The 13665-nt window shown below is 34.8% G+C and carries 10 protein-coding genes; 4 read left to right on the top strand and 6 right to left on the bottom strand.

Translation table 11 applies throughout. The annotated features are described in order from the left end of the window. The first annotated feature begins 72 nt into the window (after nucleotides 1–72). The gene (locus tag U0D62_RS01550) at nucleotides 73–1458 is read left to right on the top strand and encodes an ankyrin repeat domain-containing protein (RefSeq protein WP_322193453.1); all 1386 of its coding nucleotides are present in this window, start codon (nucleotides 73–75) and stop codon (nucleotides 1456–1458) included. Between the two features lie 299 nt (nucleotides 1459–1757). After that, the gene (gene prfA / locus U0D62_RS01545) at nucleotides 1758–2834 is read left to right on the top strand and encodes a peptide chain release factor 1 (RefSeq protein WP_322193451.1); all 1077 of its coding nucleotides are present in this window, start codon (nucleotides 1758–1760) and stop codon (nucleotides 2832–2834) included. Between the two features lie 71 nt (nucleotides 2835–2905). Here prfA and lgt read toward each other — a convergent pair whose 3' ends face one another. The 4 genes from lgt to folE all read right to left on the bottom strand — a co-directional run bounded on the left by lgt (nucleotide 2906) and on the right by folE (nucleotide 6435). Next, a complete protein-coding gene (lgt, locus tag U0D62_RS01540; RefSeq protein WP_322193450.1) occupies nucleotides 2906–3835 on the bottom strand; it encodes a prolipoprotein diacylglyceryl transferase in 930 nt (309 codons plus the stop codon). Nucleotides 3836–3960: 125 nt separating this feature from the next. Beyond that, nucleotides 3961–4200: a membrane protein insertion efficiency factor YidD gene (yidD, locus tag U0D62_RS01535; RefSeq protein WP_322194841.1), complete on the bottom strand. Its 240-nt coding sequence runs from the start codon at nucleotides 4198–4200 to the stop codon at nucleotides 3961–3963. Between the two features lie 23 nt (nucleotides 4201–4223). Next, a complete protein-coding gene (cysS, locus tag U0D62_RS01530) occupies nucleotides 4224–5720 on the bottom strand; it encodes a cysteine--tRNA ligase (RefSeq protein WP_322193449.1) in 1497 nt (498 codons plus the stop codon). A 37-nt stretch (nucleotides 5721–5757) separates the two neighbouring features. After that, the gene (folE, locus tag U0D62_RS01525) at nucleotides 5758–6435 is read right to left on the bottom strand and encodes a GTP cyclohydrolase I FolE (protein ID WP_322193448.1); all 678 of its coding nucleotides are present in this window, start codon (nucleotides 6433–6435) and stop codon (nucleotides 5758–5760) included. 273 nt (nucleotides 6436–6708) lie between these two features. On the opposite strand from folE, the gene U0D62_RS01520 reads away from it, so the two are divergent. Further along, on the top strand, nucleotides 6709–8202 hold the full coding sequence (locus U0D62_RS01520) for a T9SS type B sorting domain-containing protein (RefSeq protein ID WP_322193447.1): 1494 nt from the start codon (nucleotides 6709–6711) through the stop codon (nucleotides 8200–8202). Nucleotides 8203–8326: 124 nt separating this feature from the next. Further along, the gene (locus U0D62_RS01515) at nucleotides 8327–10936 is read left to right on the top strand and encodes a T9SS type B sorting domain-containing protein (protein ID WP_322193445.1); all 2610 of its coding nucleotides are present in this window, start codon (nucleotides 8327–8329) and stop codon (nucleotides 10934–10936) included. 40 nt (nucleotides 10937–10976) lie between these two features. On the opposite strand, the gene U0D62_RS01510 is transcribed toward U0D62_RS01515, so the two are convergent. Both U0D62_RS01510 and U0D62_RS01505 read right to left on the bottom strand, forming a co-directional pair. After that, the gene (locus U0D62_RS01510; protein ID WP_322193443.1) at nucleotides 10977–12494 is read right to left on the bottom strand and encodes an OmpP1/FadL family transporter; all 1518 of its coding nucleotides are present in this window, start codon (nucleotides 12492–12494) and stop codon (nucleotides 10977–10979) included. Nucleotides 12495–12534: 40 nt separating this feature from the next. Then, on the bottom strand, nucleotides 12535–13596 hold the full coding sequence (locus tag U0D62_RS01505; RefSeq protein ID WP_322193442.1) for a hypothetical protein: 1062 nt from the start codon (nucleotides 13594–13596) through the stop codon (nucleotides 12535–12537). Between the last annotated feature and the right edge of the window lie 69 nt (nucleotides 13597–13665).

The following is a 13665-nucleotide window of genomic DNA, read 5'->3' as shown; positions in this document are numbered from 1 at the left end:
GGAAACTCAATAGATATAATAAATAGCATTTTACTATCTTAGACTCATTAGTTATCTGAAATTAAATTCATTGTGAAAAAATACAGAGTACTTCTTTCCTCTTTTTTGATTGTTGTTTCTTTACATACAACAGCGCAGAGTATATATAGAACAGCATGTCAAGGAAATTTGACAAGATTAGACAGTTTGCTTGCAGATACCTCTATTAATACGTTTGATGAACGTGGGAGATCCTTATTGCACTGGGCAGTAGCCTGTAAAGAAAAAGAAGTATTTGATTTCTTAATCGATAAAAAAATTGAGATTAATAGCGAAGATCAACAAGGAGTTACGCCTTTGCACATGACAATTAGATTCAATACTCCTATCTTTTTTAATCGACTTCTTGATTTACAAAAGGATAAAAAATGGACTGCTAAGTATGGAGCATCACTTCTGGAACGTTCGATTTTAAAAGAAAACTTTGAGTTTGTAAAAGAATTGATAGAAAGAGGAGTAGATGTAAATATTGTAAATAATAGAGGAAGCACTCCATTAGAGATAGCACTTAGGATAAAAGCAAAAGAAATTTCAGAATGGCTTATTTCTAAGGGAGCAGATCAAACCAAAGTACGTACCATTCAATTAACAGGAGAATACCTTGGCCAGGAAAAGCCAGGTTTAACCCCTCAAATATTTGCTCCTAATTTTATATCAACCGAAGAATCAGAATTTGGCTCAATTTTCAATAGAAAAGCTACCGAGTTTTATTATGGAGTAGATGTAAACGGAAAAGCAGAAACTCGATATTCTAAGCGTATAGGTAATCTTTGGAGCAATCCTGAAACAGTTTTATCTCATGAACGATACGGTTATAATGACCCATTTCTATCGCCTGATGAGAATAGATTATATTTTATATCCGAAAGAGCTTTGGATGGCTTAGGAGATTTAAAAGATCATGATATTTGGTATGTAGAAAAAAAGAAAGATGGTTGGTCAGAGCCGATTAATGCAGGACCTAATATCAATTCTTCTGGAAATGAATATTATATATCATTTACAAATGATGGTACAATGTATTTTTCATCAAATGTAAATGCACCTACAGAAAGAAAAAGATCTGATTTAGATATTTACTACTCTAAGTTTGTCAATGGAGAATTTCAAAAAGCGGTTTCTTTAGGAGATTCTATTAATACACCAAATTATGAAGCAGATGTTTTTGTAGCGCCCGATGAGTCCTATGTCATCTTTTGTAGTATACGACCCGAAGGATTAGGTAGGGGAGATTTATATATTAGTTTTAAAAAACCTGATGGAACCTGGACAAAATCAGTCAATATGGGTGAGAAGATAAATACCCAAAATCATGAACTCTGTCCTTTTGTTACATTAGATGGTAAATATTTCTTCTATACCAGTAACCAGGATATTTATTGGGTAGATGCTAAAATTATTAATGACTTCCGAAAATAAAAAGTAACGACATTGGTTAAAAAGAAAAAGGCATACTTTATAAATATGTCTTAATATAACTTATTACAATGTCTAATGTGAATTTTGCAGATCAAACCATTACTCCAGATGCGTTCAAAATCGATAAATACATGTGATATGTTTTTAGAAAAATATTTTGTCTTTCTTATAAACCTCTTCAGAAACCCTAATGAGATCTTCTGTAGGATATGAATATTAATAACGATCTAAGTTGTAGGTATTATTTTACAGTTAAAAACCTTACTTTTGTATCTTCTACAGAATAGGAATAAATTACTATGATTGATAAATTAAATATTGTTAAGCAACGATTTGATGAGGTGAGTGATCTAATCATTCAACCAGATATCATTGCTGACCAAAAAAGATATATTAAGTTAAATAAAGAATATAAAGATCTTAAAGCTCTTATGGATGAGCGGGATCGATATATTGAGATTACAGATAATCTAAAAGAAGCCGAAGAAATCATTGCTGATGGAAGTGATGCAGAAATGGTAGAAATGGCTAAAATGCAGTTAGAAGAAGCTAAAGAAGAATTGCCGGGATTAGAAGAGAAAATACGCTTTATGCTAGTTCCCAAAGATCCAGAGGATGCTAAAAACTGCGTAGTCGAAATTCGTGCCGGAACGGGAGGAGATGAAGCTAGTATTTTTGCAGGAGATCTGTTTCGTATGTATACCAAATATTGTGAAGGTCGAGGTTGGAGTACAAGTGTAGTAGATCTTAATGAAGGAACTAGTGGAGGATATAAAGAGATTATCTTTGAAGTTAATGGAGAAGATGTATATGGTGTTTTAAAATTCGAAGCAGGAGTACATCGTGTACAACGTGTCCCACAAACTGAAACACAGGGCCGTGTACACACCAGTGCAGCTACAGTAATGGTATTGCCAGAAGCAGAAGAGTTTGATATAGAACTTGATATGCAAGAAGTAAGGATAGAAAGAACTACCTCTACAGGTCCAGGAGGACAGTCGGTAAATACTACCTATTCTGCGATTAAATTACATCACGAACCTACAGGAATGATTGTTAGTTGTCAGGATCAGAAATCATCACATAAAAACCTGGAGAAGGCTTTAAAGGTTTTACGTTCTCGTTTATACGAAATGGAGTTGGCAAAAAAACAAGCCGCTGATTCAGAAAAACGTAAAAGTATGGTATCCTCAGGAGATCGATCTGCAAAGATCAGAACCTATAACTATCCTCAAGGACGTGTAACCGATCATCGTATTAACCTTACATTGTATGATCTAGGTAATATTATCGATGGTGATATACAAAAAATAGTAGATGAGCTACAATTAGTAGCAAATACAGAAAAATTAAAAGAATCCAACGAGATATTTTAACAAGAGTTATTTAATATAAAAAAAGCCAATCTTAATTAAGATTGGCTTTTTTTATGATGTTTTTTTAATTTTTAAGCTTCCGTTTTCTTTCCAGAACGTATCATAAAGTATATGCCTGCCAGGATAAAAGGGATGCTTAGCCACTGACCAGTAGATAATTGATCGCCTAGAGAGTCTTCAAAACCACCTTGACTTTTCTTGACATATTCAACAAAGAATCTAACGGTCCACAATAAAACAAGGTATGTCCCGAAGATAAACCCTCTGTTATTTCGCTTACTTGTTTTCCAGTAAATAAACCAAAGAATAATCGCTACAAAAATATATCCAAATGCTTCATATAATTGAGCAGGATGTCTGTAAGGAACGGTTTCTAATAAATTAGCGAAATCTGGATTTTCAACTACTGCAGTATACGCGTCATTGATTTTTTTAATACCAGTCTCTTTTACTACTTCTGCTTTGCTAAGCCCATCTCTAACAAATTTTACTCCCAAAGGAAAATCGCCAGATTTCTCACCAATAATTTCAGAGTTAAAAAAGTTTCCTAGTCTAACAAATATTCCACCAAAAGCTACGGGAATTACAACACGATCCAGTACCCATAAAATATGTTTTTTTACAACATTTTTAGAATAATAATACATAGCTATTATAATACCTATGGCAGCTCCGTGACTTGCTAATCCTTGAAAGCCAATAAATTCAAATTCTGGTTTGAATCTAAAAGGTAATATGATTTCTAAAAGATTGTTTCTGTAATAATCCCAGTCATAAAAGAAAACATGTCCTAAACGTGCTCCTATTAGTGTAGCGACAACCGCATAGATGAAAATTGAATCCAGTTTTTCCATAGAAATGTTCTCCCGGATGTAGATTTTTTTCATCAAATACCATCCTAACGAGAAGGCAATAACAAACATTAAACTATAGAAACGAATTGTAAAAAAACCTAAATCGATTCCTTCAACCGGATTCCAAACAATTTTAAGTGGTATCATGCAGTATATATTTTTCGAAAGTAAATATAGGTATTTAAAAGAAGTATGAATTATTAAAATACTATTAATGAGTAAACACTGTATTTGATTTAGTTAACTCTTCTTTTGCCTCCCTAATATACGTGTTAATCATTCATTTTTTTATCAGGTACCGGATCATACCCGCTACCTCCCCAAGGATGACAACTAAAAATACGTTTTATAGCCATCCATCCTCCTTTTAGTAAACCGTGCTTTTGCAAGGCCTCAACAGTATATTGAGAACAAGTCGGATGATACCTACAGGTGGCAGGGGTTAACGGAGATATCAAATTTTGATACAATCGTACTAACCCTATAAAAGGAGCAATAAAAATCTTTTTTATGGATATTTTAGATGCCAAAATAATTAGTTCAAAGAAAAACTAGTGCCTTCTCGTCCATCTTTAAGTTGGATACCAATCTCAAGTAATTCATCTCTAATCTTATCACTTGTGGCAAAATCTTTATTTGCTCTGGCTTCTGCTCTAAGATTGATCAATAGTTCAACGGCTCCAGAAAGTTTATCACTAATATCAGAAGAAGCTTCATTGATATTTACTAATCCTAAAACATCAAATACAAAAGAATTCATAGTTTGACTAAGGTTATCAAGATCTGTATCAGAAATACTAGCTTTTTGCTCTTTAACAGTATTGATAAACTTAACGGCATCAAATAGTTTGGCGATAAGAATAGGGCTATTAAAGTCATCATTCATAGCATCATAACATTCTTTTTTCCAAGTTTCGACATCAAACCCTTCGGTTGTTTTAGAGGTGTTTAAATTAGGAATGGCTTGGATAGCATCCATTAATCTGTAAAACCCTTTTTCTGAAGCTTCCAAGGCATCATTAGAAAAATCCAAAATACTTCTATAATGTGCTTGTAACATAAAGAAACGAGCTACGGATGGAGCAAAGGCTTTACTTAATTTGTCAGTATCACCACTAAATATTTCTGCAGGAGAAATAATATTTCCTGTAGATTTTGACATCTTCTTTCCATTAAGAGTAAGCATATTAGCGTGCATCCAGTAATTTACAGGTGTTTTTCCACAAGCTGCTTCTCCCTGGGCAATTTCACATTCGTGATGCGGGAATTTTAAATCCATTCCACCTCCATGAATGTCAAATTGTTCTCCAAGATATTTAGTGCTCATTACAGTACATTCAAGATGCCAACCAGGAAAACCATCACTCCAAGGAGAGGGCCATCTCATGATATGTTGCGGTTCTGCTTTTTTCCAAAGTGCAAAATCCTGTGGATTTTTCTTGTCACTTTGAGCAGCTAATTCTCGAGTATTAGCGATCAAATCTTCAATATTACGACCACTTAGTTTACCATAATGATTTTTTTCATTGAACTTCTTAACATCAAAATATACAGAACCATTAGCAACATAGGCAAAACCGTTATCAATAATAGTTTTTATAATTTCTATCTGTTCTACTATATGTCCTGTAGCAGTTGGTTCAATGCTAGGAGGGATGTTATTAAATTTAGCTAATATATTATGAAAATCCAGCGTATAACGCTGTACAATTTCCATAGGTTCTAATTGTTCTAATCTAGCTTTTTTTGCTACTTTATCTTCTCCTTCCTCAGCATCATTTTCTAAATGTCCGGCATCCGTTATATTTCTTACATACCTGACTTTGAATCCAAGATGTTTCAGATATCTAAATACTAAATCAAAAGAAATAAAAGTTCGACAATTTCCTAAATGTACATTACTATAAACTGTAGGACCGCAAACATACATTCCGATATTACCTTCAATAATAGGTTTAAATGTTTCTTTCTGCCCTGAAATAGAATTATAAAGTTTTAATTCCTGAGTTTTGTACAATGGATTTGTAGCCATAATTGGATTAATGCTAAATGTTTAAGATTGATATTTATTAAAAAGTAGTGTCTAGTTTGATATAGTCTAAGAGTTCTCTTCGTACAGTTTCATCTTTAAATTTGCCACCAAATTCGCTAGTTACTGTACTACTTTCGATATCCCGAATTCCTCTGGAATTTACACAAAGATGTTTAGCATCTATTATACAGGCAACATCTTTTGTGCCAAGTACTACCTGAAGATGTTCCACGATTTGTATGGTCATTCGTTCTTGAACTTGAGGACGTTTTGCGTAATAATCTACAATACGATTCATTTTGGATAAACCTACAACTGTACCATTAGAGATATAAGCTACATGTGCACGACCAACGATTGGTAATAAATGATGCTCGCAAGTAGAGTATACAGTTATATTTTTCTCAACTAACATCTCATCATATTTGTAAAGATTTTTGAAAGTCGAGGCGTCTGGTTTTCTTTCTGGATGGAGACCTGAAAAAATCTCATTAACAAACATTTTAGCTACACGTTGAGGAGTTCCTTTTAAACTATCATCATTAAGATCTAGTCCTAAGGTCTCCATAATATGCTTTACATCTTCTTTGATGAGTGCAATTTTTTCTTTATCACTAAGTTTAAAGGCATCGTCTCTCAGGGGAGTTACGGCACTAGTTGATATATGATTATCGCCAAGTGCTTCTATAACTTCAAGGGCTTTATCTATCTTCACACGTTTTAATTTAGTAGAGTTAAAATAGTAGATTTATCAAGTATTCCTATTCTAACCAATTCTTTTCATTTTCCTTTTCATAGCGATTTGTATATCACTATACTATAATTATGGGTGCAAAGATACAATTTTGTGGTTTTACTTAGTAAAAGCTATGTTAACTAATTATAGATAATATAAAAGTTTCGTGATTCTTAGATAAGTTATGTATATTTACTCACTTATTTAAGCCTGCTGACACACGAAAAATGTAATTTTTAACGTTATTCAGCCATGATAAAGTCAATACCTCAAACCTTATTACCGTTAATTTGTTTTCTTTTTATTCAATCCATTATATATTCTCAGGATTTTGATGTAGCATGTAGGAACTCACAACCTTTTTGTTCTGACGCTTCTTTAGAATTAACATTTCCTAATCGTGTAGGCGATTTTGATGGATTAGGAGAAGTAGGGTGTTTAAATACAACACCTAATCCCGCTTGGTATTTTTTAAGAATTGATGAGAGCGGAGAACTGATTTTTGATATACAACAATGGGTAGATGCTGATGGTGATAATACATTGGATAGTGGCGAAACTCAGTTAGATGTCGATTTTATAGCTTGGGGCCCTTTTCCTACTTCTTTTATCGTCTGCGATATATTAGCTAGAGGTTGTGATAATGATGGAGATGGGGATAATTTGCGCCCTGCAGAATGTGAGAACAATATTGATAACCCAGATTATTATATAGAAGATTTAGACAATACAAATATTATAGATTGTAGTTATGCAAGAGAATCTATAGAGACATTAACCATTCCTAATGGGCAAACAGGAGAATATTATATTATTCTAATTACCAATTTTGCTGATCAAGCAGGTGTAATTCAATTACAACAGACTAACCTGGAAGAAGAAAATGCTGGTACTACCGATTGTACAGTTTTAGAACCTGGAGTGGGTCCTGATATAGCTACTTGTGGAGAGTTTCCTATAACAATTGAAGGAAGGTTTCCTGGAAGTCCACCAGATATTCCTAATGCGGTATCTTTTAGGTGGGCAAGAGCAGATTTGGGAACAACCAATTATGTAGATATCCCGGATCCTGAGGGAGCAGTGCCTTTTTTAGAAGTTAATTCTGAAGGGATTTACAGATTAAGTGGTTTTGATGTTAACGGTATTGAAGTCCCCGATTCTCCTGATGAACTAGTGGTTCTTGATGTTTCTGATGCAGTTGTTAGTGTAGGATATAGTATTGCTGAAGAATCTTTTGCAGGAAGTTACACAATTACTGCAGAGGTGGTTGCTACTCCAGAAGCTGAAGCTGCTGGTTTTGATGATTTTGAATACCGATTAGATATAGATTTGGGAAATGGGTTTATAGCTTATAGACCTTTTCAATCATCGCCGGTGTTTAGCGATGTGCCGCCAGGTGATTATCGTATCACGGCTAGATATGCTAATTGTCCTGCTAGTGAAGTAGATTCTGATATTATTATGATACTTGGGTACCCTAAATATTTTACACCTAATGGAGATGGTTTTCACGATACCTGGAGTCTTATTAATATAGAAGATCAGCCTACAGCATTGATCTACATTTTTGATCGATATGGTAAGCTTCTTAAACAAATTAGACCAGGAGGCCCTGGTTGGGATGGTACATATAATGGTAGTCTAATGCCTTCTAATGATTATTGGTTTAGGGTAGAGTTTAACGAGCCTAGAGACCCTAATATGAGACGGAGAGTTTTTGCGGGGAACTTTTCATTAATTAGATAGTTTAATTTTGTCTTAAAGGTTGCTTATTTTTTCATTTTTATTACCGTAATTTGTAGGGTTTTTCAGGGGTAAACTGTTTTTTCTATATAAGAATCTCCTTAATTTTTACAAATTGACAATTTCTATGTATGTACCTAAGTTTGGGGTGTTCTCTTTGAGGCCTAAATTTGTAGTATCCTTATTTTTTTTCCTTTGTGTACAATTACTTTCTGCTCAAGGATCAGTGTGTGCTGATTCTGTGGGAGATAATGGAGCTGATCCCTTCTGTAGTAGCACAGGGATAGTGTTTCCTAATTGTAATTCTTCTAATTCAGATTGTACTAACAGTTCAGAATCAGGACCAAATTATGGGTGTTTAACTACGCAGCCTTTTCCGGCCTGGTATTATCTTCAGATTGATGAAGGAGGACAATTGCGATTTAATATTGTTCAAACAGCAAATGAAGATGGAACAGGAGCACAATTGGATGTAGATTTTATATGTTATGGACCTTTTACAGATCCTGTGAGCCCTTGTACATCAGAGTTAACTGCAGGAAATACAATAGATTGTAGTTATAGCCCTTCTTTTAATGAGTTTATGACGATACCTAATGCTATTGCAGGAGAGTTCTATTTGGTGTTGATCACGAATTTTTCTCAACAAGCAGGTTATATTAGTTTTCAACAAGAAAGTGGAGCAGGATCTACAGATTGTTCTATACTTGATGCTACTTTAGGGCCTAATCAGGATATTTGTGGTTCTGGATCTGTAGATCTGGATGGAACTACAGAAGAAGCAATTCGATATGAATGGTCTGTGTTTAATGAAACTACTATGGTTTTTGATGTGATTGCAGGCGAAACGAACCCTATATACACCGTAGTTGCTTCAGGACGTTATCGATTATTAGTTGAAGATGCAGCTGGTAATACAGAAACTGATGAAATTGTTATAACATTCAATACGATTCCTGCAATCGAAAATGCACCACAAGATATCACACTATGTGAATTGAGTTCTGATTCTGCTGAGTTTGATTTCACAAACAATACTTCCTTAATATTAGGGACTCAAGATCCTGCGCAGTTTACAATTACATATTATTTAAGTCAATCAGAAGCTGATAATGCAACAAATCCAATTCCTGATGTTTTCACAACCGTGGCTTCACAGATTTTTGCCAGAATAGAAAATAACGACTTAACTACTTGTTTTACTACAACTTCATTCGAATTGATTATTGATCCGGCTCCTAATCTATCCGAAACTAATTATAATTATAGTATTTGTGAAGCTATAGATGCCACTCCTAATCAGGGCACTTTGTCATTTGTAGATATGTTGTTGGATTTAACAAATAATTCTGGGCAACTGGTTAATCTATTAGCAACCGACGAACCTTTGAATATAGGGGATTTTATTGTTACCTATCATAATTCTGAAGCAGAAGCTATTTCCGGAGCAAACCCAATACCAGATATGGGACTTGTAACTGATGGTACTGTTTTGTTTGTAAGGGTTCAGAATAATCAATCTTCAAACCCTACAGGATGTTTCAATGTAGATAATATAGCACAGATAACTATTTCTGTAAATCAAATACCAGAAGTAAATTCTAATGTTCCGGATTTAACAGAATGTGCGACATCTATTGCAGATCAAAATGTAGCTGTTTTTGATTTAACTTTAAATGATATTAATATTTCTGTAGTTAACAATCCTCCGGGAGTGCAAGTTGTGTACTATGCAAGTCAGCAGGATTTTGATCAAAACAATCCTATCCCAGATTCTGATGAAACAGCTTTTCAGAATTCCAGTAATCCTCAAACTATAATTTCTGTAGTTATAGATCCAATGACCAGGTGTGAAATGAGCACTCCAACTAGTTTTGATTTAATTGTTGAGCCTTTGCCAGTTCTAGCTGATAGCGAGGCTTTTTCTGGGGTTAGAGCGGTTTGTGTATTTCCTGATGGTACCGTGCAAAACCCTACAACCTTAGGAGAAGATCTTGGAGCGGTAGACGGCCAAATCTATATATATGATTGGACTCCTGATAACGCGGATCTTGATAACGATGGTAATGAAGATCCTGTTTATGTGGTGAATCAATTGACTGGCGAACAGGTTTTTAATTTAACGATAACGAGAATAAACTCATCTGGATTAGGAGTTGATTGTAGCAATTCTACAAATCCAGAAACGCTAGAGCCATATTCGATAACATTAAGGCCGACAGCTGCTCCAACCCAGGTTGGATATGAGGTGGCAGAACCTTCATTTTCGGGTACATATACGATTACTGCTATTCCGGATCTTGTATATGGAGAGGCTTCTGATATAGAGTATACTTTGAATAATGGTACATTTCAAGATTCTCCGATATTTGAAAATGTTCCGCCAGGTGATCATGTGATCACTGCAAGAAATAGATTTGGATGTCAACCAGAAGTTCAATCTGAGGTTATAATGTTATTGGATTATCCTAAGTATTTCACTCCTAACGGAGATGGTTTTCATGATACCTGGAGTCTTATTAATATAGAAGATCAGCCAACGGCTTTGATTTATATTTTTGATAGATACGGTAAATTATTGAAGCAGATAACAGCAGGAGGTCCAGGTTGGGATGGTACATATAACGGAAACCCTATGCCATCAGCAGATTATTGGTTTAGAGTAGAATTTAATGAACCTACAGATCCGCAAATGACCAGAAGAGTCTTTACGGCAAATTTCTCTTTGATACGATAATAAAAAAAGCCTGGTCAATTGACCAGGCTTTTTTTTGTTCTTATAGATTCATACTGAGTGTAAACGTAATATTTTCTGTTTGATTGTCAAGAAGTGCAAAATTGGTAAACCCAGACCCTTGAAAGAATGGCTGGATGCTTTCTTGTTCGGAGTAGCTATATGCGACATCAAATTTTGTTTGTCCAAAATTGTATCCAATCCCAAATGACCAACCAGTTTTGTCTCCAAGGATAAGTTCATTCTTATAAGGACTTTCTTCCATAACGTAACCTCCTCTAAAACTCCAATTCTCATTTCTTAGTTCACCTCCGATTCTAATTGTAGAAGTGCTTGTTAAGTTTTGATCGATATCTCTGTTTTGAGCAGAGAAATTAACTCCTTCATCCGAGCTAAAACTGGTTGAGGTGTAATCTTTATATGAATAATCAATACTAATCAATCCCTTTTTTCCAAAAAGAATGGCAGCGCTTCCTGTTGCAATAGATGGAGTTCTTAATCTATATTCAGGAAATACATTAACTACATTAGGAGCAATAATTGCTGTTCCGTCTGTGTCACTTACTGTTCTTAAAGCTTGAGTAGTTTCTTCAGTGATATAATACCAGGTCGGAGACTCAAAAGAAGCACCAAGTCTTAAAATATCAGATACTTTGGTAATACCTCCTATTTGCGCAGAGAAGCCAGCTCCAGTTGTTGATAATCTATTACCAAAAGTTATTTCGTTAATATTACTTCCGGCATTATTGTTTGATTCATAAAACTCTGTGAACCTATCATAATTTATAAAATGAGAGTTAAGGTTAATCCCGAAGTAAAAATCTTTATTTATCTGTGCGCCAGCATTTAATGTAAATTTACCATTAAGCCCTGTGCTTTCGTATAAATATTCCTGATCAAAAAACCCAGGAGCTACATTTGAGGTGTAAGCAGTGTTGTTAGGGTCATCTGGATCAACTGCATCAAAAATGAACCCTTCGTATCCCAGGAATGCTTGTTGCGCACTAAATCCTTCGTTTTCTCCAAGGAAAGCGTATAAGCTTTCTATGGTTTCTCCATCTCTTCTTGCAATTAAATCAAGCGGTAATCCTTGAGCTTCTTCTAGGAAGAAACTACTTATAGAATTGTTTGCTCTTCCAAAAGCGAAAAAATCATTTTTATAATCTGCTGTTTGATCATATGCTAATCCAAAAGATATTTTATTGATACCAGAGGATTCGCTATCACTATAATCATTATATATGAAAATCGCTCCAAGTTGATTAAAGTTAAGATTATTAGATGTTTCACTATTAAATCCATTCTGATAACTTACATCATTAGTAAGCCCTGAGGATGAAATAGTGATTGATGCAGAGGATCTTAAAAAAACGGCAGAACCTGCAGGATTTATTTGTATAGCAGATAGATCTCCTCCTAGTGCTCCAAAAGCCCCACTCATTGCTCTATAACGTGCGGTTCCCATAATTTCTTGCTGAGAATATCGCACGGCATCTGTGATGTCCTGAGCATTTAAAATTGACACAGAAATGACTGCTATGAATAAAAATAATTTTTTCATAATTGACTATAAATTGTTTTCTGAATAAGATTTCGTGGATTTATCCTCTTCCGCGACTTCCTCTGGATCTGCTTCCTCCTGATCTAGAACTTCCTCTACTTCTTGTAGAACTACCACCTCTGTATCCAGAGCTACTTCGACTTCTTGATCCTGAAGAATAGGTTCTGTTACCAGAACTACTTCTGGATCGAGTTCCGCTATTATAAGATCGAGATCTTGATGTACCAGTTCTGTTTCTGTTAATAGAAGAAGATCGAGAACGGTTATATGTATTGTTTCCTGTAGAATAACGGGATGTTCTTGTTCTTCGGGCATTATCTGCAGATACACGTCTTCTATTATTATAAGTACTTCTGGATCTATTGTTAACAGTACTTCTTGATCGACTATATGTGCTTCTTGATCGATTGTAGTTGTTAGCGTATGATCCGCGACTTCTTGAAGCGTATGCGTATGAGTTTCTATATCCTCTATTGTATGCGATGAATCTATTTCCTCTATAGTAAGGGTGATATCCATAACCATAGCCATAGCCATAAAAAGGAGGGCAAAAGAATCCACCGAATCCGCCATAAAAACCTCCATAGCCTCCTCCGTACCAAAAAGGATTTCCAAAACCAATTCCCCATCCATATCCACCACCATACCAGTATGGGTTATAATATCCATATGGACCATATCCAAAACCTGCTCCCCAGAATGGCCTATTCCAGCCATTGTTATATACATTGATGCTTACTTCATCATAATCACTACCCCAAGCAGGTTGTCCAACTTCGTAATTTAAGGCGGTAGCTGTAGAATCAGCAGGATCATAATTTTCACTAGAATAAGAGTCAATATCTGTGAAGACCGCGTTATCTTGTTCTAATATGTTGTCAACTTGAGCAGATTTTTCTGAAAAATAACTCGAATAATAGTTTGATTTTTTATTCGTGTCTTTTGGTTTGGTTTCTGTATATCTTTGGCTTCCTGCCTCTCCATAGATACCATCGTCATAAGACACATAATCATATGTTCCGCAAGATGTCAACATAACTAGGCAAGCTGCTAGGATAAAACCAACAGCTTTATTTCTTTGAAAATAATTTTTAGATCGCATATCTCCTTATTTTATTGTTGAACATTACAAATTTAGTTAGTTTTGCGCTAACTATTTTTTATTTAACAA

Origin of the sequence: Aquimarina callyspongiae (genome assembly GCF_034322225.1) — a bacterium.
GTDB lineage: Bacteria > Bacteroidota > Bacteroidia > Flavobacteriales > Flavobacteriaceae > Aquimarina.
Note: the sequence above shows the minus strand (reverse complement) of the source record. Positions and strands in the feature narration are given on the sequence as shown.